Source organism: Ewingella americana, assembly GCF_006438725.1.
GTDB lineage: Bacteria > Pseudomonadota > Gammaproteobacteria > Enterobacterales > Enterobacteriaceae > Ewingella > Ewingella americana_A.
In genome coordinates this window covers 37,315-57,908 of record NZ_RCZD01000008.1, presented here as the reverse complement: position 1 = coordinate 57,908, position 20,594 = coordinate 37,315, and the positions used below count along the sequence as shown (strand labels likewise).

Annotated in this window: 24 protein-coding genes; 7 read left to right on the top strand and 17 right to left on the bottom strand. The window is 39.6% G+C overall.

Features of this window, described 5'->3' with window-relative positions:
* Nucleotides 1–28 precede the first annotated feature (28 nt).
* Entirely contained in the window at nucleotides 29–553 is a 525-nt protein-coding gene (locus EAH77_RS15345; RefSeq protein WP_140473685.1) for a hypothetical protein, read from the top strand.
* Between the two features lie 199 nt (nucleotides 554–752).
* Here EAH77_RS15345 and EAH77_RS15340 read toward each other — a convergent pair whose 3' ends face one another.
* The 7 genes from EAH77_RS15340 to EAH77_RS15310 all read right to left on the bottom strand — a co-directional run bounded on the left by EAH77_RS15340 (nucleotide 753) and on the right by EAH77_RS15310 (nucleotide 6,541).
* Nucleotides 753–2,081, bottom strand: coding sequence for a hypothetical protein (locus EAH77_RS15340; protein WP_140473684.1), 1,329 nt, complete (start codon nucleotides 2,079–2,081; stop codon nucleotides 753–755).
* 49 nt (nucleotides 2,082–2,130) lie between these two features.
* The gene (locus EAH77_RS15335) at nucleotides 2,131–3,288 is read right to left on the bottom strand and encodes a hypothetical protein (RefSeq protein ID WP_140473683.1); all 1,158 of its coding nucleotides are present in this window, start codon (nucleotides 3,286–3,288) and stop codon (nucleotides 2,131–2,133) included.
* Nucleotides 3,289–3,291: 3 nt separating this feature from the next.
* Nucleotides 3,292–3,570: a hypothetical protein gene (locus tag EAH77_RS15330; RefSeq protein WP_140473682.1), complete on the bottom strand. Its 279-nt coding sequence runs from the start codon at nucleotides 3,568–3,570 to the stop codon at nucleotides 3,292–3,294.
* 14 nt (nucleotides 3,571–3,584) lie between these two features.
* Nucleotides 3,585–4,571: a hypothetical protein gene (locus tag EAH77_RS15325; RefSeq protein ID WP_140473681.1), complete on the bottom strand. Its 987-nt coding sequence runs from the start codon at nucleotides 4,569–4,571 to the stop codon at nucleotides 3,585–3,587.
* Entirely contained in the window at nucleotides 4,571–5,065 is a 495-nt protein-coding gene (locus EAH77_RS15320) for a hypothetical protein (protein WP_140473680.1), read from the bottom strand. Before EAH77_RS15320 ends, EAH77_RS15325 begins: the two co-directional genes overlap by 1 nt.
* A gap of 43 nt (nucleotides 5,066–5,108) precedes the next feature.
* Nucleotides 5,109–5,687 carry a type II toxin-antitoxin system YafO family toxin gene (locus EAH77_RS15315; protein WP_140473679.1) on the bottom strand — a complete coding sequence of 193 codons (579 nt, stop codon included), beginning with the start codon at nucleotides 5,685–5,687 and terminating at the stop codon, nucleotides 5,109–5,111.
* A gap of 299 nt (nucleotides 5,688–5,986) precedes the next feature.
* Entirely contained in the window at nucleotides 5,987–6,541 is a 555-nt protein-coding gene (locus EAH77_RS15310; protein WP_140473678.1) for a glycosyl hydrolase 108 family protein, read from the bottom strand.
* 102 nt (nucleotides 6,542–6,643) lie between these two features.
* On the opposite strand from EAH77_RS15310, the gene EAH77_RS15305 reads away from it, so the two are divergent.
* Nucleotides 6,644–6,988, top strand: coding sequence for a Thoeris anti-defense Tad2 family protein (locus EAH77_RS15305; RefSeq protein WP_140473677.1), 345 nt, complete (start codon nucleotides 6,644–6,646; stop codon nucleotides 6,986–6,988).
* Nucleotides 6,989–7,025: 37 nt separating this feature from the next.
* Here the strand turns inward: EAH77_RS15305 and EAH77_RS15300 are convergent, their stop codons facing one another.
* Nucleotides 7,026–7,424 (bottom strand): hypothetical protein, encoded by a 399-nt coding sequence (locus EAH77_RS15300; protein ID WP_140473676.1) that lies wholly within the window; start codon nucleotides 7,422–7,424, stop codon nucleotides 7,026–7,028.
* Nucleotides 7,425–7,545: 121 nt separating this feature from the next.
* Here EAH77_RS15300 and EAH77_RS15295 point away from each other — a divergent pair, with 121 nt between their 5' ends.
* A complete protein-coding gene (locus EAH77_RS15295; protein ID WP_140473675.1) occupies nucleotides 7,546–7,992 on the top strand; it encodes a hypothetical protein in 447 nt (148 codons plus the stop codon).
* Here EAH77_RS15295 and EAH77_RS15290 read toward each other — a convergent pair.
* From EAH77_RS15290 to EAH77_RS15250, 9 genes are all read right to left on the bottom strand, one after another.
* Nucleotides 7,989–8,963 carry a hypothetical protein gene (locus EAH77_RS15290; RefSeq protein WP_140473674.1) on the bottom strand — a complete coding sequence of 325 codons (975 nt, stop codon included), beginning with the start codon at nucleotides 8,961–8,963 and terminating at the stop codon, nucleotides 7,989–7,991. The genes EAH77_RS15295 and EAH77_RS15290 overlap by 4 nt on opposite strands.
* 57 nt (nucleotides 8,964–9,020) lie before the next feature.
* Nucleotides 9,021–10,145, bottom strand: coding sequence for a hypothetical protein (locus EAH77_RS15285; protein ID WP_140473673.1), 1,125 nt, complete (start codon nucleotides 10,143–10,145; stop codon nucleotides 9,021–9,023).
* Nucleotides 10,142–10,462, bottom strand: a complete 321-nt coding sequence (locus EAH77_RS15280; protein ID WP_140473672.1) for a hypothetical protein — start codon at nucleotides 10,460–10,462, stop codon at nucleotides 10,142–10,144. The genes EAH77_RS15285 and EAH77_RS15280 overlap by 4 nt, the downstream gene beginning before the upstream one ends.
* Before the next feature lie 10 nt (nucleotides 10,463–10,472).
* Nucleotides 10,473–11,495 (bottom strand): hypothetical protein, encoded by a 1,023-nt coding sequence (locus tag EAH77_RS15275; protein ID WP_140473671.1) that lies wholly within the window; start codon nucleotides 11,493–11,495, stop codon nucleotides 10,473–10,475.
* A 126-nt stretch (nucleotides 11,496–11,621) separates the two neighbouring features.
* Nucleotides 11,622–12,596 (bottom strand): hypothetical protein, encoded by a 975-nt coding sequence (locus tag EAH77_RS15270; protein WP_140473670.1) that lies wholly within the window; start codon nucleotides 12,594–12,596, stop codon nucleotides 11,622–11,624.
* A gap of 4 nt (nucleotides 12,597–12,600) precedes the next feature.
* Nucleotides 12,601–13,743 carry a hypothetical protein gene (locus EAH77_RS15265; protein ID WP_140473669.1) on the bottom strand — a complete coding sequence of 381 codons (1,143 nt, stop codon included), beginning with the start codon at nucleotides 13,741–13,743 and terminating at the stop codon, nucleotides 12,601–12,603.
* A 50-nt stretch (nucleotides 13,744–13,793) separates the two neighbouring features.
* Nucleotides 13,794–15,008: a hypothetical protein gene (locus EAH77_RS15260; protein ID WP_140473668.1), complete on the bottom strand. Its 1,215-nt coding sequence runs from the start codon at nucleotides 15,006–15,008 to the stop codon at nucleotides 13,794–13,796.
* Between the two features lie 2 nt (nucleotides 15,009–15,010).
* A complete protein-coding gene (locus EAH77_RS15255) occupies nucleotides 15,011–15,286 on the bottom strand; it encodes a hypothetical protein (RefSeq protein WP_140473667.1) in 276 nt (91 codons plus the stop codon).
* An 11-nt stretch (nucleotides 15,287–15,297) separates the two neighbouring features.
* Nucleotides 15,298–17,022 (bottom strand): hypothetical protein, encoded by a 1,725-nt coding sequence (locus tag EAH77_RS15250; RefSeq protein WP_140473666.1) that lies wholly within the window; start codon nucleotides 17,020–17,022, stop codon nucleotides 15,298–15,300.
* A gap of 132 nt (nucleotides 17,023–17,154) precedes the next feature.
* On the opposite strand from EAH77_RS15250, the gene EAH77_RS15245 reads away from it, so the two are divergent.
* The 4 genes from EAH77_RS15245 to EAH77_RS15230 are packed head-to-tail and all read left to right on the top strand — an operon-like array spanning nucleotide 17,155 to nucleotide 20,472.
* Nucleotides 17,155–18,444 carry a hypothetical protein gene (locus EAH77_RS15245; RefSeq protein ID WP_140473665.1) on the top strand — a complete coding sequence of 430 codons (1,290 nt, stop codon included), beginning with the start codon at nucleotides 17,155–17,157 and terminating at the stop codon, nucleotides 18,442–18,444.
* A gap of 1 nt (nucleotide 18,445) precedes the next feature.
* Nucleotides 18,446–19,096: a YkgJ family cysteine cluster protein gene (locus EAH77_RS15240; RefSeq protein WP_161985810.1), complete on the top strand. Its 651-nt coding sequence runs from the start codon at nucleotides 18,446–18,448 to the stop codon at nucleotides 19,094–19,096.
* A 39-nt stretch (nucleotides 19,097–19,135) separates the two neighbouring features.
* On the top strand, nucleotides 19,136–20,026 hold the full coding sequence (locus EAH77_RS15235; protein ID WP_140473663.1) for a hypothetical protein: 891 nt from the start codon (nucleotides 19,136–19,138) through the stop codon (nucleotides 20,024–20,026).
* An 8-nt stretch (nucleotides 20,027–20,034) separates the two neighbouring features.
* On the top strand, nucleotides 20,035–20,472 hold the full coding sequence (locus EAH77_RS15230; RefSeq protein ID WP_140473662.1) for a hypothetical protein: 438 nt from the start codon (nucleotides 20,035–20,037) through the stop codon (nucleotides 20,470–20,472).
* Nucleotides 20,473–20,594: the final 122 nt, after the last annotated feature.

The following is a 20,594-nucleotide window of genomic DNA, read 5'->3' as shown; positions in this document are numbered from 1 at the left end:
GTGGGACTTTTTTTCAGGAGATACAAAATTGTCAAACCGCCTGCGCAAGTGCATGTGTCTTGTTAAAATCTGTGGTTGGATTAACTCTAAGTGTACAACTTTGGAGGGTTCAACTGATGTTAAATCTGGCGATATAAAAGAACTATCCGGTTTAGTAGCAGAAATAACTTTGCAATTTGGCCATAACTTCCAAGGCAGAAGCTTAGCAGCAACAGGTATCGCTATTTCCAATAAGAACGTTGATGAGATTGTTTCTTGTCTTCGTAATCTTCGGAATGCATTAATCAATCTTCTGGCTGACAGATACCAATATCTGAATATAGATGAAGAAGGCTGCTGGCAAAGTAAATCTATTAAACCTACAGAAGCATCTGCTTTAAGTAAGAAATTGAATAAAGCTTCTATTCCCCTCAACGTATCTGAAATTCTTTATGGAAAGAACGTTGTCCTTAAAGTGCTTGCTGCTAAGCCTGAGTTAATAGTCAAAGCTTTGCAAGAAGTGATCGCATCAACAAATTCTTCTTCAATCTCTGAAGTAAGAAAACTCATCTAGTCAATCAAGACCTTCATTTAAAATTCTGATTTGGAGTCTGGCGTATTGAGCCGTATTGGACTTTAAGGTAAATAGATAGGTCGAACTCCTAGAATTTGATTCTAAGAATTTTCGTAGTAAGAATTGCGGGATATGAAGCAGATAAACCTTAGTTTTTACTGACAAAAGTGCAAAAGTAAAGCCGGCAATGCCGGCTTTTTTAATACCATGTCTGACGTAAAGTGTTGGAAGGAGGTTTGAAGCCAAACACTACTACTGGTAATCGAGGCGCTGATATAAAACCAACATTGAGTTCCATTAGAGTGAAGTCATGCATACGTCCAGCAAGTATAGTGTCCGCGTCCATACCAATGATAGACCCTTTCGATTTATACTCTCCAACCCTAAACAATTGAGTCTCAGCTTTAGCATAGTCTGGATTAGCAATAACTCCAGATAATACTTCCGCTTCGAATACAGTTCGACCACTATGAAGTGCATCCATTGTGTCAGCTATAAAGCCACTAACACTTGCAATGGTAGATCTCCAACGAACACCTGTTTTCTCACTATCCACAAATGGTGCACTGATCGAGAAAATATTACCATACTGTGTTACATTAACCGGCAAATGAGCCTGTTTAGTAGACAGATATTTAAACACTTCCTTCTGATTGATCTGAGCATCACTCTCAACTAATACTGCGGTTTTGAATGAGCTTATTTCAAACACTCGACCATAATTGGTCACTGAATCTACACGAATTGGAGTCTGAACTGTTTCTTGATAATCAAAGGCTTTTTGCTGATTAATTATTTCAGCAGTCGCAACTACTTTACCTGCAAAGAAGCCAGCTAAGGAGAATAGAGTAGATATTCCCATCTGAGCATCATTCACTGGCAGATTGGCTTGTTTAACTTTCCTTGTTTCGACAATCTTAGAAGTTACTGTAAGACTATTATCAACCTTAATAGGAACATCAGCAATTAATCCTGATTGGAAAATAGTTGCTAAAGGCTTACTTTCTTCATCCGTTGGTAAGTTAGCAGATCGAATTTTCTGATAAGCTACTTTAGTCAACTTGATATTGTCATCCACCGCAATCACTATAGCAGCAGAAATAATATCTGAACTTTTAAATAGAGTTGATGCCGAAGTTTCTGCACCATTGTTAGGTAAAGTTGTTCGTTTAGTTGCTTTATCTGAGATTTTAACAGAGTTAATGTTAAACTCTGCAGATAATAGAACTCCCGTGTTAAAGTTTATTTGATTAAATATTGTACTGGAATAATCAGTAACACTTGCACCTAATGAAGCTGAAGTAATCTTCTTATCAGCAATTTTTACAGATTTACTTGTCTGATAAGACATCGTGCCAGTTAATAAAACTGGAACAATGCTAGAGGCAGCAATTACTGGAGGATCAACTGGATAAGATATCTTCTTAGAAGAAGCTACTTTCTTAACACTACTCTTTGCAGCTACTAATCTTACTGAAGATCCAGATACCAAATCAATACTAAAAAGAATCGGAATAATATCTGCCATACGCTAATCTCCGAAAACTAAATGGGTAGTCCGTTACCCAAAGATTAGCTTAATCCATGCGAAGATAAGCTTGGCGCGCCGGATACGATTTTAAGGTTTTCAAGTAATTATTGGAGGTGACATTCTGCAAATTCTGATCACTATCCAGTAACGCCTGAATACCTATGTAATTTTCAGTACCAATAGTTATTGCTCTGCCATAGTGAGCATAATTAGCCCCACCTTGTAGAGGTCGCAGAATAGGTAACTTAGCTAGTGGAGAACCGCTATACAAGTTACGCAGATATTCTGGATATAATTCAGAAGCTTTAGTACCCTCGGCAGTAGTAACTTCCATCACGGTATTATCTGTACCGAAGGTTCCTGCAAATCCGGGAGTGATAGTATTAGTTGGCTGTTGGAATAGAGCTCCCGCATCCAATTGACGATAGGCAAGGTTGCTGACGCCAATGTCTGTTCCGGTTAGATTAGGTATGCGACATAAGCCAACATAACGGTAACTGATAGGTAAAGCATTATTCATGAGTTTCTGGGTAATTAATAACTGCATTGGGTAGTTTTTCGGAATAAACGCTTGAGCTGCTGCACCATCTCCGGCTACAGTAGATAAAGCTTCCAAATTCAGAGTACCTTGATAATGACTAAACGCTGCATTAAATGGACTCGGCGTATAATCACACATAAAATATCCCAGACCCCAATCTGAAACACTGAGAGTAAGCATATTGCCATACCAGCCCACTCGACCCAGCACAATGCCGTTAATAGGGTAATAGGATACCCAGCCGGTATTACCTTGAGTTGTTGTATAAACAGTGCCAGATACTCGGTTAATAATAGCACCATCAACAGTTACTAACTCTGCAATATCGATCGACAAATAGGGGGCAGTAAAATTATTTACACCGACAGATGACATAAAATGCAGACCAATATACAAGAAATGACCAACATACATCGGGTGCTCTTTCTTAAACCAGAGGGTAACTTCCGCTGCATCCGCTGGATTAGTCTCAGTATAAATCAAAGTATAGGGGCGAGCAGTTGGATACTTACCCATAATTGGCTGAGAAAATGGCGCATTGAACATTGACATGTCTGCATCAGATACTGGAGTATTAGTAATGATTGCAGTGTAAATGTTCAAGATTTTTTTGAAATTGGCTTGAGTACTAATAGTTGCTTGAGTACATAGATTATACAACATAAATTACTCTCCAGCTACTGGTTGAGTCTCAGTTACATTGTCTACCGCTGGTTCAGGCTCAATCAGTGGTTCAGGCTGAACTTCTTCAATCTGATTGTATAGAGGATAATCTTTATGATCGATATCCTCTGCAGTGGTAATAGTCTTCGACAATGGAGAAACGAAGCATTTACCAAAGTCAGCAATACCTTTCAGATCAGTAGCCACTTGCATCAAGAAGGCAACACCTTCAGTAGCCGCTGCACCTGAATATTTATAGACGTTCTTAATGATAGTTGTCATGTCAATTTCCAGGATTAGAGTTTAACGTAAGCTTGTAGAAGATTGTTGGCATCAGTAGCATAGCTAAGAGCTTGGGATGCATTAGCTGCATACAAAACTAGGCCATAATATTCTTCACTCTTAACTGTAGTACGGTTACGGGCATGATTGATCTTAAGTTGTGGACGAACTACGCCGTGGATTTTAGCATAGACCAAATCACCAGGAAACACATAGAACTCAAGAAAAGTAGTTTCCAAAGCACCATTATGGGAATATGTTGGAGTTTCACGGGCAGTCATGCCACTGTTCGGACCCGCACCACCAATACTTGCGAAGTCAGTACCCAAATTAGCAGCACGCAATGCGTTCTGACCACCGACTAAACCGTTACCGCTAGAGTACACGCTGGTGCTTTCTAAAGGCACATTATAGGAATTACCCATAGCGAACATAGAAACACCTGATGCCGCATTGATGCCGCCTTGCACAGAAGACACTGCTTCCAGAACAAATAAGCCGGTAGGTGCATAGGGTAAATTGCTAAGAGCACCTGCAGTTACAGTACTTTCGTTGTTACCAATAAACAGGATACCTGAAGCACTTACCAAGATTTCAATAACGGTATTGATCTTAGTATAAGCTGGAGCAACAACCAGAGAGTTTGAGTTGGACAGCGGCGTCATTTTAGAGAACGTCTTAGTCGCAGCATCATACTTCTCGGCCATTTTCAAAACAAGGCCGGTTGCTGGAGTAGAATAATCCATACCGAAATAAGTATAATGATTATCGTACAGTGGGTGATCTACTTTCAACCAGAAGATCTGAGCAGCAGTATCGTGATATGCTAAAGTAGGCGCTTTAGCAGGAGAGCGACCAATAATCGAAGAAGTGTCTTTGTTACAAGCCAAAGAGCAATCTGCAATCGTCTTAGCCTGAGTGATCAAACCAATAAGGTCAGCTGCAATATTAGCTGCAGTGTTATTAGCGAGCACAGCGCTTTTAGTATATTGAATAAGCATCAGGAAATTACCTTGTAGTAGAGTTCAACAACAAGGTCAGAACCAGCAATCAAGGTTCCAACCTTCAGGATATCTAACGTCAAATATGAATCTTTTGTTACTTGAACGTCTAGTTCAGCAATTTCCGAAAGATTTTCTTCTGCCGGAATCGTTACTAGAACAGCTTGAGCACCATTTACATTCAGAGCCGCTACAATCTCTTCACCACGAGATGGAGCACCACAGTAAGCGCGAACTGAGAATATTTGGAGATTTGATTTAGGATACCAGCGAGTGATACCCTTCAGAACCTCTAGAGTGCCAATGCTGGCAAYACTCTTAGTTTGTGGAATAGAGTCTGAGAAGTTCATAAATTCAACCTCCAGACCCTTTCCGGTAGAAACTGCTACCAGACCTTTTTCCAAGTTTCCGGTTTCAGGGATATCAGTCTGTATACGGGAGGGAAGCTCCTTATTTACAAACTGTTGAAAGCCCGAAGTATCTGAATCAGCCATAGGGAGTCCTCAATAGAAAAACTATACCCCTATTTTACTGGAGTTAGTCTTCAACAAACATATGTGAGTGAGGGAATATGATAGGAAGCAAAGCACGAATAATAGCCGCTTTGATCGGATTGTGAGATGCGGCAATATGATGCGGATTGAGATAAGAGGCCAAAGTAGGCTTGCGACTTAGATCGTGGATATGAGTTTCAAATTTCTCAGCAATTTCCACACACTTACGCAGAACGTCTTTATGTTGTTTAGCAAAGTTATGAGCATCAGGACAAACGCCAGCAATAGCACAGACATAATTCTGATTATTAACGTTGACTGAACAATAAATGATATGAAGCTCAGACACTATACGGAATTTATCAATCTTTCCGCTAGCAGCTCGCTTTTTCTTGAAATCTTCTAAGGGTAAAACATGGACATGTCGGAGAGAGGAAGAACGTAACCAATCAGGAGAGTCGCCATGATCATACTTTGAATCACGACCAAATGCAAAATCATCCTGAGATCCTTTCTGAATATATGCTTTGAAATCTTCAAAAAGAGTTTTGGAAGCTTGACGTAATTCAGGAACCTGCATATACGTTTCAAACAAAGGGCTTTTAAAGACACGACTTGACATGGTGTAACGCCTCAATACGCCAATAGAATATATACATCATTCTACCGGGATTATTGAGTTTGAACTTTAGAGTTCTTCAAAAACCATTGGAAGTGAAGTATCACATTCCAGAATCATTCGAGTTGCATCTTCGAAGATTCGTTCCAGATCTTTCCGAGGAACCTTAGTTTGCATTACTCCGTCTTTACTGCTTTCTGAATTCATCTCTTTTCCGTCCATATCCACCTCTATATACCTTATTATAATGGATTTTGAGCGAATATTCAAGGATTTGGCATGAATATCCGCTCATTTAAGCCTTAAATCAAGTGTTTCCGAGCTCTGATTAGCCAGCCTTTGAGGTATTTGATTTGAGTAGGGACGCGATTAACTTCATTGATATAATGTTCAGACGCGAAGCTATAGAAGCGCAATAAGAATAGCTCTTCCGGAACCTTATTGATGGCGGTAACTGTTAAAGTACCGATAGCACCATCGAGTTTTAATCCGGCTTTGCAAGCAGACTGAGCTACTTTGCCTGCATCGGACTCACCCGTATTAACTGCAAAGTCGAAGATGTATTCGGCAACTGCTTGGGAAGCGATAATATCGCCTTTAATTTTATCCCAGAAAGTCACCTTATAGAAGTTCTGAACTTGTGTTTCCAGCTCAGGAGTGATAAATGGTTTACCTCCAGCAATAATTCTGCCTTGTATAACCAGCTTATCTACTAATGACCAACCAGCCCACTGTGGATTATATTTGCGAGAAATCCCCGCATAGGTATAACCACCGAGGTCAGACGCAGCATTGGTTAATGCGAAACCACCTTCACTCTTAATTGTGCCATTGTAGGCATCAATATACTTAGCCATATTACAATCCTTATTCGGATTTCAAGGACTGAGGGTACTCTGAATCTGTAACTAACTTATCCATTATAATGGTAGTATGTTCTCTAATTTATAAGGTAAGCGATGAAACTTTCAATAATTGCAGCAGCTATTGAACATCATACCTCAATTGGCACTAGCTTCCCAGAAGCTATCTCTCACGTATTAAAAGATKGAACTGCTGCGCGCAATGATTGGCATCCAGCAGAACGTATCTATTTAAAAGCAGGAGCTCATAGTTTTGAATCTCAGCAACCCGATTTGGTTAATTATATCGATAACATTGACCGAGAACATTTTGAGTCTTGGAGCGCTGGGATTGTTACTCGTTTACCTGTTCTCTGCAAAGCGTTAGCGAACGGTACGGTAATGGAAGGCTGGACGCCTAGTACAGAAGAGATGTTAACCAATGATTGGTTGCTATCTTAATAGATAGGCGAGAACTTCTGCTCTCGCCTCTTTTGGATTAATACTTAAACGGTGCTATCGTTATCTGAATTAACTTACCACCATTATCCAGTGGCATTATTGCTGGAGCTCTGCAATAAGCATCAGTACACCCTTCCGAAATACTCTTCAGTTTTTCTATAATCGTGACAAAGATTTCTTCAAGAGTGCTAGCTTCTTCAACCGTGAAAGTAAGATCTTGACGTTCTTCTGCCCAGCATTTCTCACCTTTAATATTGAAATAGGTAGCTACTTCGTGAGGCTTTAATGCTCGGAGAGTGAGGTTGAGATTAAGGCAGGCTGTTCGGATAAGAGTTATTACTTGCTGCTGATCAATATTTAACATGTATTTCAGATGCATTTCAGCTTTTAAAGTATCAATAATTTTACAATGTTTTGGATATGCGAGAGTTACCATGGAATATAACCTATGAATAGTTTCAAGAGAGTTGAGGTTATTTGAGGTTATTTGAGGTCTATCTAAATTAATTATACGGGGTATCGTATTAGGGATTAATAATCCTTTGGAGATGCTCGGAATGCGTATTGATAAGAATGACATGAAAGTAAAAATTCAATACTTCATGAATATCGCTTTAGCTAAGAAGCATCAAGGTTTTCCTACTAGCCGCTATATCGAAATTCCTGGCGTTAGAGATGGAGCTTACTGTAAACTTAACCCGAAAGTTATGCCGAATCTCGAAGTTAAATGGTGTTTTGTCGTCAGTAATATCACCGTAAATCCGACATATCAGAATAAAGGAATCTTTACCGCCTTTATAGAAAGTGCGCGTGAAGTTTGCAATGATTTGGATTTTCCAATCTACATTGAATCGGTTATTTCGTCAGAGATGCACAGCTACTTGAAAAAGCGCAAAGAATTCGAAGTTTGTTCAAATCCTGGCGATTTAGACATGGAAGGATATGCTAACTATGTAAGCCTTGTGGCAAAAGACCAACCATCCTTGGTCGGATCTCCTACTTAATACCAAACCTGATATAGTTGAGTAACTGGATCAGTTAAGAATTCAAAGAGAACTGCTTGAGAAGTAATGTTCAACTTCTTAGGTGGTTCGCAATTAAACTTAATAAAGTTCGGTTGGATCAGATTACCCGTCACCAGTTCGATAGAGAATACCTCTCGGTTATTCCCCAGCTTGTCCGGCATTACCCCAGTATCAAACTCCACTCCAGTAAAGATAGTCGCCCCCACCATACGTGAAACGGTATATCGAGTTAAGATATCTCCGAGTTCAAATATAGTAGATCTTGGAATCTTCGGCCCATAACCTGTACCAATGATTACACCTGAACCAACAATCGTTTTACCAGCTTGATGATATTTTGAATCATAAGATTCACGATCATTAGTGCTCTTAGCTTGAGCCAAGGTTAGTTTCTTGACTCCAGTTGTATCCCAGATCCCAATAACTGCAGGATCTAGTTTAAGTACTGATTGAGGTATATCTGATTTCCAAGCATTGTGTTCAGATTTCTCATTTGACGTGAATAGCTTCAACGATTTATAAGAACTCTGAGTACCCTTAGCCGGAGGGTCTAACATAAAGACTTCAGCTTCTTTCGCTGCAAAACTTAACGGAATATGCTCTTGTGAAGGAGCTACTTCAGATAAGTTAAGGTTGCCAGGAATCTGGCCAGTAATAATAGAAAACTTGGCTGGCTTAACCATTGCAGAAGGTAATGCCCTATTTTCCCAACCTTCTGGTCGAGTAAATTTAGCTTTAGATTCAGTTGCAGATTTAAGCCATCCTTGAGTTGGATCAGTTAATATCTTTGTTACTGGCTTGTCTCGAACTCCAGTTAAAGGCCCTTGTACAAATAATTGAGACCCTACTGGAGTATTCCGAGCTGCTAGGCTGACTTTCGCCAGAACTATGCCAGAACCAAGTATCTTACCAACCCTTAGTAAAGATGTAGCTTGGATTGTGGTTGCCATAGTCTATCCTAAGTAGTATTTAAGCAGCTAGAAAGGAAATCCCTTTCCTATTTCGAGTTAAGCCAGACGTAAATACTCTTGATTTAGACCGTCAATTCGAGCATTGTAGAACGTGCTAGTAGCTGGATTGTTAGTAGCCATACTATTATCACGTTCCATTGCAAAAATACCAAAATAGATTTTACTATTTTGATCCAGACGCTTAGTAGCATGGGTGTATTTATAAGAACCAATACTAGGGCGTAGCGTTGGCAACTTAGCAAGTAACACGTTACCCAATTGCAGATAAGTTGGGAATATTTCTGCTTCTTCTTTACCATTAGCAGAAATACCGATATTATCCGTAAGATCAGTAGGTGCTTTAGTGGCAATAGTTGAAGCTAAGGAAGATATAACCTGAGCAAAGGTATAGCTGATATATAAATCAGTTTTTGGGCTACGTGGCAAGCTAACATATGGAGTTGAGTTGTTATATGCACCTAAACGTCCAACAAGGCAAGCCATTGGGTAGTTTTTTGGAATAAATGCACGAGAGTTAGAAGATGTTAGGTCAGATGCCATTGTTTCTAACATCAAGACACCTTGGAAATTACCCACGGCAGGTAATTTATTTGTATCAGCACCTGACCCAAATACTCCAATACCCCAATCGCTGATATACAGAGTGTTTTGAGTACGACTCGGACCCCAATAAGGTAGCATAGTACGTGAAGTAATTGTAGCTGCTCCCGCTATAGCTCCATCAATACATGGAGTAACGTTGATTGCATCCCCAACATCTGATACAAATTCTGCTTGCTCAAAACTGAGATGCCAACCATTGTTATAATTAGTAGTAACTCCAGCAGCAGAATTTTTATAGCAAGACAATCTCATAGAGATATAGAGGAAATGTCCGGGATATAAAGGATGCTCTTTCTTAAACCAAGTTTTAAAAGACATTAATAATGGATTTGATGTAATGTCTTTTGGTAAAGAAACAATCAAAATATAAGGGCGGGTTTTTGGGTAAGTATCTGCTAGCTTATTTGAAATTGGATCAACCGCAGTATTAGCTAAAAACCCGGCTTCATCTCCCGTGATCAATTTGATCAGAGCCTGATTAATGAGAAGGCCATTTGCTTCGGTCATATTTGCTGCAGCAGCTTGAACTCCCGCAACTAAAGATATGTTATAAATCATTCGGTAGATTCCTGTAATGGTGCAGAATCATTATCTGCTGTAGTATTTGTCGGCGGTTCGATTTCGGAATCATCACTAACCGGTGGGTCTATTGGTTCTGGATCCGGAATGATCTCTTCTTGAATATCTACCAGAACATAACCTTCTTTTTCAAACTGAGTTAGAGTCAGAATGGTCATATTGTTTGGTGAGATATAAGAAGATGATATATCGACCAGCCCCCGAACATCATCTTTTATAGCAATCAGTATTTGCAACGAGGATCCCGAAAAATTCTTATTGCACTTATAAAGATTGCGAACAATAACTGTCGGCATTGGTTATTCCTTACTTTTTAATATAAGCGAATAATTGAGCAGCAGGCGATGGATATGAGTTTGCATAAGAAGTAATTGCACCAATTACGAAACCAATATAGGTAACTGATTCCAAAGTTACTTCATAGCGAGAGTGGTTCATCACCAACAGAGGTCGAACATAACCATGCAACTTAGCATAGATATAGTTGCCAGCGTGAATGAATGTTTCCAGGAAAGAAGTTTCCAGAATACCATTATGAGAATAGCCTACAGTTTCAGATGAGGGAGTAACACTAGTATTAGCATAAGCTCCAAGACTAACCAAGTTAGTGTTAGCAGTGGTAAGTTGCCCACCATTCGTACCCTTACCTGAAGCACTATCAAAGAGAGCAGTTGCTTCCAAGTAATCATCAAGACCTCCAAGCGCAAACATGGAAACACCATTTTGAGTGTTGACGCCAGTGGCTAATGAAGAAATTGCCTCAAGAGTAAATAGGCCTCGAGGACAGGCCAGCATCTGATCTTCCTGAGTATATGGGAAATGAGAGGTCATGAACAGAATGCCAGAATCACTAACAATCAGTTCGATTCGTTGATTTAGTTTAGCGGTTAGATCGCCAGCAATAATGAAAGTTTTCAGATTTGAACGTGAAGGCTGACCACCATAAGTGATGGATTTATCTTCGTTCACGGTTTTGGTTTTAGCAATGCGCAACCACATACCCAAAGCCGGCTTAGCACTATCATAGCCAATACCTAGATAGATAGTTTCCTCATACAGAGGATGTTTAACAGCCAGCCAATATTGAGTTGCAGGTGTCTTGGTAATGATTGGGTCACCGCCATCTACTGGTGTAGTGGTAATGACTTCATTAGAAGAACTGATAGTCGGCTTATTAGTTGGATAAGAGCCGCTCAGTTTTGATTTGGTGGTATCGCAAGTAGTAGAAACACTTTTCAGGTCTTTTGTACCGCAGATCAGTCCCACCAAGTCAGCCAGATAATCTGTTGGCGTAGCTACAACTGTGGAACGAGTATAGGTAATTAACATAGGTCGCTAATGCCTTTTCTTGGAAGATTGGATTGAGGTGTGTCTGAGGCTATTATAAGGAACAACTATATAATAACCGACTTTCGGAGGATTATTTGCGAAGAAGCCGTCCTTGGCTTACTTAATTCAGTACCAGACTTGCTGTAAGGTACGGGCAGGGAGGGTAAATCCAAATACAACGCCAATCATAGGTATCTCCTTACTTGAAGTATAAACGACTTCTCTTTTCTTAGGAGGAGCCACTCTGAATTTTGGCGATAATACCAAACCAGTTACCAGAGAAGCTTGGAAAAGAGTCGCCTTTTTCTTAGAATCAAATCCACTTTCAGTAATAAATGGATTTTCTAACCGAATAACGCTTACATCTTTGAGGATAACCGATTGCATGCTCATATTCCATTCAGAGCTCTGCTGGTTTGCTTGAATTACTAAATCAAGTGGGTCAATTTTAGTTTGAAAGGTAATGATGGGAGAAGCTAACTCAATCAAAGCTATTGTTTGAGACTTAGGAGTAAAGATTTGCTCAGAGTCAACGATCTCTCGTTCACCCACATTATAGGAAGCAATCTTACCTTCCAATGTCTTGACTTGAATACCATTAATTATCACACTAGGGAACACTTTACCTGTTCCAAAGATAGACAATCTAGAAGATTCAGATTGAGATTTTACAATTATTCCAGTATCTTCTTGAACAAAAGTCTTAGTCTTAATCAGAACATCTCGGTAACGTGGATCATGCTCTGGAGAAATTATAGTGTGAATTTCTGCCATCTGCAATGGTGTAGGCTCACATATAACTAAGGCTACTCCAGCCGCTTCTTCTTTAGTAACTGGTCGAGTCTTTATTTCCGGAGTCAATTTAATAGCTAAACCAGTTAATCCTGGAGTACTATATGAAATATTTCTAGCAGTTGAACCGAATTCTAGTTGAGAATCTTCGGAGAAATGATAGAGATTAGTAAGTATCTCTGGTGTTATCTTAATCCCAACTCCAGTAGGTTTAATATCATCATAGAAACGAGAGGCCTGAGAAAATAGTATAAGTTTTTTCGGCATTTTCCCGCTAATGATCTCTGGAGCTAACTTGATTATCCCCATAATGTTATCCCATTCTCAAGTATTCCTGATTAGCGGCAATTCTCCGCAAATTAAGGAAAGTACTATCAGATAAGGAACTTCCGGTAGCTCCAGTTGGTTTATTGAGTGCAAAGATACCGTAATAAGGAACAGAGTCAATCTCAATCGTTTTGCCGACATGGGTGTAGCGATCTGAGCCAATCACTGGCTTGACAATGGGGAGCTTAGCCAACAAAGAATTCTGCAACATTAAATATGTTGGGAACACTTGAGCTTTAGATTCACCCTCTGCATCAACCCCCATTAAATCTTTATAAACAGAATTTGTTCCAGTAATCGAGCTTGCTAACGAAGTAGTATAATCGCCTAACKCAGAGTGATAAGGAACTATTCCATTGAATTCTGGACAACGAATCATACTAAATCGACGAGATCTAGTATCTATAGCCCAAGCAGTATAAGGGTTTGCAGTTAAGCCTTCGGATGCAATATTAAAAATCATTGGATAGTTTTTCGGAATAAACGCTTTCGGATTATCCGAGTTTAAATCCGTAGCCAAAGTTTCTAGATAAATGGCACCAGTGAAATTTCCAAAAGAAGGAATTTTCGGGGTTGAAGCAGAAGATCCAAAAACTCCGAAGCCCCAATCACCAATTAAGAAGGTGAATCCCTTCTTGGTTTGCTTATTCATAACTGGATAATTATAACAATTACCTCCGTAAGAATACTGAGTATAAGTCATATCCCAATAAGCGTCACTCCCGCCAATAGTTGGGTTATAGCTAGACACTAGATTGGTAATGACTCCTTTCGAAGTTACTGCTTCGGCTATATCAACCGAGAAAGAGTAGAAATTTGTAGAGATGGTTCGAATAAGACATAATCCAATGTATAAGAAATGACCTTCATAGATAGGATGTTCTTTCTTAAACCAAGAACGAACACCTGCATTAGCTGTTGGAGGTAAGTCATCACAAACCCAGATATAAGGTTTCTTAGGATAAGTTCCAAACACTTTAGTAGTGTTTGGAATATCAGTAATAGCTGCCGTATTAAATTTACCTGTATTCCCGAGAATAAGATCTTTCATTGCGGCCATCACAGCAATTACTTCTGCATTTGTGGGATAATAAGATCCAGCAGTATTAAAATTTACATGATATAGCATATACAACCTCTCAATCTATAAGGTGGGGATTTCTCCCCATCTCGAATTGATTATTTAATGCGTAGATACTCTTGCTTTAGACCATCTAAGCGAATATCCATATATTGAGGATTGCCTATAATCGGAAGAACATGACTCAGATCCTTATGAGTCGCACTTATGCCGAAATACACTTTATCCTCAATGTCTAAACGTTTCCCAATATGAACGTATCGATAAGAACCGACGATAGGTTTCATAACTGGAAGTTTGGCCAATAGAGTGTTCTTAACTCGAAGAAACACTGGATAAATTTCAGCACATTGCTCACCGTCAGCATTTACTTGAACAGTAACTGCATCTTGAATCGTCCCCCCATCCAAGTTGTAAGCCAAAGAAGCCAGCAAATTAGGTGCATCTGCAGATACTTTAGCATCATTCAAAGGCAAGCGACCGGTCATTATGGTTCTAATGCGCATTGGAATTGCTACTTGATATCCTGCCTGCGCCCACTGATTATTTGTATACCAAACCGGACCATAAGAAGCATTACTTAGTAAAATTGCCATCGGATAATTAGCTGGAATGAAGGCTTTTGGATTATCAGATTTCAAATCTGTGGCTAGAGTTTCCAACATCAAAACGCCTTGCAGATCACTTAAAGAGAATGATTTTAACCGACCATTACACGATGAGAAAATACCAAAGCCCCAATCTGAGATATAGAAAGTGATATTAGCATTTAAGGCTGATGGATAGAATGTACCATCAACGCCTGGATAATCTGAGTTAGATATTGAAGGGGAACAACAAATAGAGGTACGTCCAGCATAGTTTGCCGTATTAGTATCCCAATATGAAGCTTGATTAAGACTAATACCTGTATTATAGGCTTGCTGCCGATTGACAACAACACCATTAAGGTAATCTTCTGCCATATCCACTGTAACTACCCAACGAGCTGAGTTAGGACTCTTAGCAACTCGCAAACCAACAAAGATAAAATGGTTTGCATAAAGGGGATGTTCTTTCTTAAACCAAAGAGTAACGTCACCTTCGGCAGCAGTCAAAGCTTTATCGATTACTCGCCCAACAAAGAAATAACGCTTATCTGGATATGCTTTGATTTGAGCAAAAGTATTCGCTACTTTTACAAAAGGATCTTTCAAGAATCCAGCTTCATCCCCCGTAATAAGTTTCTGAATAGCTGTAAGAAACTTTTCAACCTCGACATTTGATGCACTGGTTAAAGATACATCGAACGTAAATGCTGTAGTATAAATCATGATTATTCTCCAGCAATAGGTTGTTCAGTCTCAAGTTCTTGAATTGGAGGTTCAATGATATCTGGACTCTCAATCTGAATAATTTCTTGGCGAGAGAATTCATAACCTTCTAGTTCAAATTCAACCTCAGTGCGAACTTCCATAGAGGCCGGAGAAATATCCAGAGTACGAATGCCAGTTTCAGCAACATCTAAAAAGATGCTACGAGTAATATCCATCAAGCCGCCAGTATAGTCTTTGGTGCACTTGTAGACATATTTAATCGCTTCAGTAGTCATAAAAATTCCTCTTATTTAAACACATAGGTGAACAGCTGAGCAGCTGGATTAGCTAACGAGTTAGTATAAGCCGCAAGAGCTGGGATATAAATACCTACATAATCTTTGGAATCAACCTGAATTTCGTAGCGAGCATGGTTCATGGTCAACATAGGACGCATAAGACCGTACAGTTTGGCATATAAGAAATTACCAGGCATGATATATGCTTCTATGAAAGAAGTTTCCAGAATACCATTATGGGAATACCCGATAGCTTCTGAAGAAGTCGGACCCGTTGTAGTCCCATACATGCCCAAGCTGGCGAGATTAACTAAACCATTGTAGATGATATTTGAGCTTTCAACTTCTCCCGATGTACCATTGTAAATTGTCAGAGCTTCCAGAATACCATTCAGAGCTCCAATAGTCACCATGGAAACACCGTTGTTGGCATTAATACCTTTTGCGGCAGTTGATACCGCTTCTAGATAGAAAATACCAATTGGGTTATTGAACATCTGATCATTTTGAGCAAACTGGTTATTGTTTACAAACAGAATACCGCTGTTGCTGACAATGAATTCAATATAGGCAGTTCCAGCTAATGTTAGATCACCACACACTAACAACGTGCCGGCTTCTGATTGGCCAGTTTGACCATTAAAAGAATACTTAGTGTAAATCTGAGTAATCTTAGTAGCATCAGTACCATCAGTGATATAGCAGTAGGGTTTAGCCGATAATGCTGGATGAGTCGCGGCACCATCGGCAGTTGCAACGTCCACAATGATTTCATTAGAAATTACCGTTTTAGTAGCCAAATGTTTAGCTTCTAACTTAATCAAGAACTGCCCAGTCAGAATAGCATTTTCAGCATTAGCGCTATCTAATATCTTAGAAAACTGGCTATAACGGWTAATGTTCTGGCTCACTGATAATTTGTCATTGCTGACCGAATCCGTGATCACATAAGAACGGTCAGAGTTTGCCCATTCATACTTAGTACCATCTGCTGATTTGACCAGTTTGAGCTGAAGTGATTTACCTGTGTTGGCTTTGATATCTGAGCCAAGAGTAATACTGATTTCATATTGAGTTGTAATATCTACAGCAGTGTCATCAGTAGTAATTAAGCCAGCAGAGAATGGAATGTTCCAATCACTGTCGGAGGCTGGGAGAGTGATAGTGTAAACGCCGTTAGCGTTATTGATCAAGTCAGTTTGTTTCCAGATGCGACCACCAATAGCTAATTCTAAGCCATTGTGTTTGACCACATTAAGCTGACCAGCAGGATTACCTACACCTGCAATCAACATATTGCCATCTGAACCAACAAAAGAGGTAGATCCACCTTTAATGGCTTCAATAACCTTTTCAGCAGTAGCTGCTAACTTGAGATAAATACCTTTCTTCTCATCGGCTACTCCAAAGCCAAAGAAAGGTGTCTGAGCATAAAGAGGATGCTGAATCTGCATCCAATATTCACTTGCAGCCGCAGAAGTTTCCGTCACTTTCCGGATTGTTTTCTGGGCATTATTCGGATCCGCCTGAGTAGCAAAAGCTAATGTCGTTTTCTGATTGTTAGCAAAAGCCTTAGGAATCTTAGCAACTTTACTACCTGAGGTTGTTGAGTTAGCCGCATCACAAGCAACGGATACTGATTTAAAATCCAGAGTGCCCGTAATAAGACCAGCCATATCTGCTAACAATTTACCAGTGTCACGAGTAGCTGAACGCTTATAGGAATAGATCATACGAAGTCCTTGCATATCAAAGTTTACATATGAGAGGTAGTCTAAATAACATCCATTAATAATAACGGACTTAGGGGCTTTCGAATGTTCGTATAGGAATAAAAGAATTAATAAACTAACAAGGAGTTATTCATGGCTGCTGACTCAGAAGAAATAGCTTTCAACAAACAAATCACGATTTACCTTAAAGAAGGTAATCAGATTATGCAGAATCTTAAATCATTGTCTCCTGCTAAGCGAGATGAATATATCTCTCTTACCGAAAGCACTGATCCGAAAGCTATGAGTCTTCCACATCCAGTTATTGCCAAAAATTATTGTCAAACTGAGACAGCTTTAGTATGTCAGTTTGATCCGACCGGATATGCGATCATCCGTAAAGATATTGATTCTAGAATGTCCATCGGTGTCACCGAGAATGATCTTGCCACTTTTAATAAGAAGGCGTTTAATAATATTCTCGGAGCAGAGGCCTGTGCTAATGCCGGTGCATTAACTCTTATGCTATTTCCGGTATATTTCTTCCACGGTAATGGTGCATTAGTAACTGTTCGTCCAGGAACATTATCTGATCTTCAAGAAACGGATTTGGGTAAAGATATCCCATCAACTTTCTTTTATGCACCATTCCCAACTACATATCTACATTTAGATGATGCTAACTTGTCTTTGCCGCATATAGTTAACAATGAAGTCAGTGGCATTCACAAGCTGGTTGGCATTTATGTTATCGAAACTTCAGCATCACATATTGTCGCTCCAAATGAACAAGTCAAGAGTAAAATTCAGTATCTTGGATTGGATGCAAATAAGCCAGTCCGTATTCTAGATATTATGTTCGTTGGAAAGCCGAAAGCTCATATTTCAGATGATGCTACGTACACTATCACGCTTTATATGCAAGACGAACGTGAATACACAATGGGTGAGGTTATTAATCGCCACATTCAGTATTACAGTGAAAAGGTAATTAATCCTAATTATCCAACTCGCGATATGTCCGATGTAGAAGCGGGCACCTTTGCTCAAAATTTAGATCTGCTAGCTAAGATACTTCTGTTTATAAACTGCGAACGGGAAGATGGACATAAGTTTGTCCAGAAAAAGGATCTGACAGAATTCAATAAGAAATTCGCCGGATTAGGACAGAAAAAGCAGGCCAAATTAGCTGGTAAAAATAGAAATCTGTATGATACTATTATTATTGGTAGCCAAACATCAGTGATCCATGAAGCAAAAACTCAGATGGGTTCTGGCGATCCTAAAACTTCTCGCAAGGCTCATTGGCGTAGAGGTCACTTCCGCAACCAGCGTTATGGTGAAGGTAATAGCAAAGTCAAAGTCATCTTGATTAAAGCGGCTCTTATTGGTATGTCCAGTCTAACAGATGAAAAACCTCAAGTTAAGAAGTACGAGGTCTGATATGAGAAAAGTAAAGCCTGAAGATGAAATACCTGTCTGGATCTTAGAGCCAGATGCTATAGCTGCTAAGATCAACTATTTTGATACTAAGAGAACTGAGGCTCCAGATACCAAGCTGGCTCAGCAAGAAATGATTGAGTATGTTGAAAGCTTGAATAATAGTAGCGTGGACACAGATGCTTGGGTTGCTAAAACTCATCAATTAGCTGATAGGTTCATGGTAGAGCTTAAAGATTATATTGTCTGCCGAAAAGGTTGCGCTCATTGCTGTAAGCTCCCAGTGGGGATGACACTGTTTGAAGCTTCTTATATTGAGGGTAAAACTGGCCGCAAATATAACCGAAAAGCTAAGGAGATTTTGAATATCCAGCCAAATAAGCATAACACTACAGTGTGCCCTTTCTTGGATACCAAAACAGCTACCTGCTCCATATATGAGTATAGACCTTTAGCTTGCAGAATGTTTGCCACTATCGATGATTATCATTTTTGTGAAGATGATACTAATACTCATGCTATTGTAACTACAGAATCTTCACAAGCATTTCAGTATTCTACTGCAACTATGATTATGGCCATTAAGCAGAACTCTAAGAAGCATGGTAAGCCGTTAGCCGCCTTTTCCGAATTAAGGAAGTGGTTTACCAGTTAATATAGAAGTGATATATAATCTACTTTTGGGATATTAAACATGAGTTCTCTTATTACTTCTGCTATTTCTCAAGCAGTTAAAGGAGTCATTGTTGTTACGCTAACTCCTAGCATCAATGGTTTCGGCTCCCGAGATCTTCACTTCTTTCAGAATCTGAGTTCACAAGTTATTGAATATTTACAGAACTGTGACCCAGTATTTGCAGCTCAAAACAACTATGAGTCTAAGACTCCTTTATGGTTGCAAGACAATGCTCATCCTGATTATTGGCTAGTTCGCTTAATGCAGATCCCTCTGGCACAAACGTCTAGCTGGATCGGTGTTGATCTGTATTTTGCTGATGGTGTTCGTGGCTATCTGTTGAAAGAAGTTCGATTCTTTACTGCTTCTAACTCCACTTCATGGCGTGTTGATCTTCAAGCTACTCGTTACAACAAGATAGTTAAAGCCGATAGCTTTAATGTTCGTAGCCTGATCGAATGCTGTTACACTAATATTGAGCAGATGTTGCTTAAAGTGTATAAGAACAGTCCCGCATTAGAAGTTCCTGGCACCGCTACTCGCGATGAAGTTGCTGCTGGTCTGAAAACTCTGGTTAAATCCTGGAATGGTCGCAGTAATGCACCTGACTGGTATGTCCTAACTCATGGAGCGACTGATATTGAAGTCGGCTATGAGTATACTTTCCGCCGTAACACTCGTGTTGGTGAATGGCTGGAAAACAGTTCGGTCCGAAATGCTGCTGGCTATCTGGATAGCGTTATTGCAGAAGCCAGAAAGCTGAATGCTAAAATTAAAGTAACAAGTCTGAAACCTCTTACTAAAGATGAAGCCCAACGAGCGGATGATGTGGCTGACAGGAATAATGGCTCCGCCTATAGTGAATATGAACAGTCTATGTGCGGTTCTGTATTACTAACTATTTCCTGAGGTTAATCATGAAATCATCTAGCATTATTGCAGCTATCCGAAATGCCGTTCAAGCCAGCATTGTGATCACAATGACTCAGGGCAAGTTAGAGACACGTGATATCTCTTACTTGAAAGGGTTAGCTAAAAAACTGACGGCTGAACTTGCCAAAGAGGTTCCGGGCATTCAATTGCGTATGGATCCAAAATGGCAACCTGATAATTCTCATAAGAGCTATTGGGTAATCAATTTGGCATCTTATATTGCCGATTCTCAACGCGTGGTTGTTCAACTATACTTTGTTGATGGCAATCATGGATATATCCTTGATGGTTATGCTGTTTCCATGAATGGTGGTTGGCCTCAAGAAGTTAAAGGCTTAGCCAAAAAAGCTTATAACAACAAAGACCTGATTAAAGACCTAACCCAAACAGTTCTTAAGGTTTTGAACAAATTTAACCGTTAATCAAGGCTGACTTGATAAAAATCCTGGAATAGTATATAATTAATATTGGAGGGATAGGGTCGCTCCCGAAAAGGCAAGTACCCTAGTCTCAGTGAAAGCTTTCCCTCCAAGCATTAACTTCG

Excerpts from the sequence above, each read along its gene's own strand:
- EAH77_RS15340 (WP_140473684.1), bottom strand. The coding sequence starts at position 2,081 with ATGGCAGATATTATTCCGATTCTTTTTAGTATTGATTTGGTATCTGGA.
- EAH77_RS15335 (WP_140473683.1), bottom strand. The coding sequence starts at position 3,288 with ATGTTGTATAATCTATGTACTCAAGCAACTATTAGTACTCAAGCCAAT.
- EAH77_RS15330 (WP_140473682.1), bottom strand. The coding sequence starts at position 3,570 with ATGACAACTATCATTAAGAACGTCTATAAATATTCAGGTGCAGCGGCT.
- EAH77_RS15325 (WP_140473681.1), bottom strand. The coding sequence starts at position 4,571 with ATGCTTATTCAATATACTAAAAGCGCTGTGCTCGCTAATAACACTGCA.
- EAH77_RS15315 (WP_140473679.1), bottom strand. The coding sequence starts at position 5,687 with ATGTCAAGTCGTGTCTTTAAAAGCCCTTTGTTTGAAACGTATATGCAG.
- EAH77_RS15310 (WP_140473678.1), bottom strand. The coding sequence starts at position 6,541 with ATGGCTAAGTATATTGATGCCTACAATGGCACAATTAAGAGTGAAGGT.
- EAH77_RS15300 (WP_140473676.1), bottom strand. The coding sequence starts at position 7,424 with ATGGTAACTCTCGCATATCCAAAACATTGTAAAATTATTGATACTTTA.
- EAH77_RS15295 (WP_140473675.1), top strand. The coding sequence starts at position 7,546 with ATGCGTATTGATAAGAATGACATGAAAGTAAAAATTCAATACTTCATG.
- EAH77_RS15290 (WP_140473674.1), bottom strand. The coding sequence starts at position 8,963 with ATGGCAACCACAATCCAAGCTACATCTTTACTAAGGGTTGGTAAGATA.
- EAH77_RS15285 (WP_140473673.1), bottom strand. The coding sequence starts at position 10,145 with ATGATTTATAACATATCTTTAGTTGCGGGAGTTCAAGCTGCTGCAGCA.
- EAH77_RS15280 (WP_140473672.1), bottom strand. The coding sequence starts at position 10,462 with ATGCCGACAGTTATTGTTCGCAATCTTTATAAGTGCAATAAGAATTTT.
- EAH77_RS15275 (WP_140473671.1), bottom strand. The coding sequence starts at position 11,495 with ATGTTAATTACCTATACTCGTTCCACAGTTGTAGCTACGCCAACAGAT.
- EAH77_RS15270 (WP_140473670.1), bottom strand. The coding sequence starts at position 12,596 with ATGGGGATAATCAAGTTAGCTCCAGAGATCATTAGCGGGAAAATGCCG.
- EAH77_RS15260 (WP_140473668.1), bottom strand. The coding sequence starts at position 15,008 with ATGATTTATACTACAGCATTTACGTTCGATGTATCTTTAACCAGTGCA.
- EAH77_RS15255 (WP_140473667.1), bottom strand. The coding sequence starts at position 15,286 with ATGACTACTGAAGCGATTAAATATGTCTACAAGTGCACCAAAGACTAT.
- EAH77_RS15245 (WP_140473665.1), top strand. The coding sequence starts at position 17,155 with ATGGCTGCTGACTCAGAAGAAATAGCTTTCAACAAACAAATCACGATT.
- EAH77_RS15240 (WP_161985810.1), top strand. The coding sequence starts at position 18,446 with ATGAGAAAAGTAAAGCCTGAAGATGAAATACCTGTCTGGATCTTAGAG.
- EAH77_RS15235 (WP_140473663.1), top strand. The coding sequence starts at position 19,136 with ATGAGTTCTCTTATTACTTCTGCTATTTCTCAAGCAGTTAAAGGAGTC.
- EAH77_RS15230 (WP_140473662.1), top strand. The coding sequence starts at position 20,035 with ATGAAATCATCTAGCATTATTGCAGCTATCCGAAATGCCGTTCAAGCC.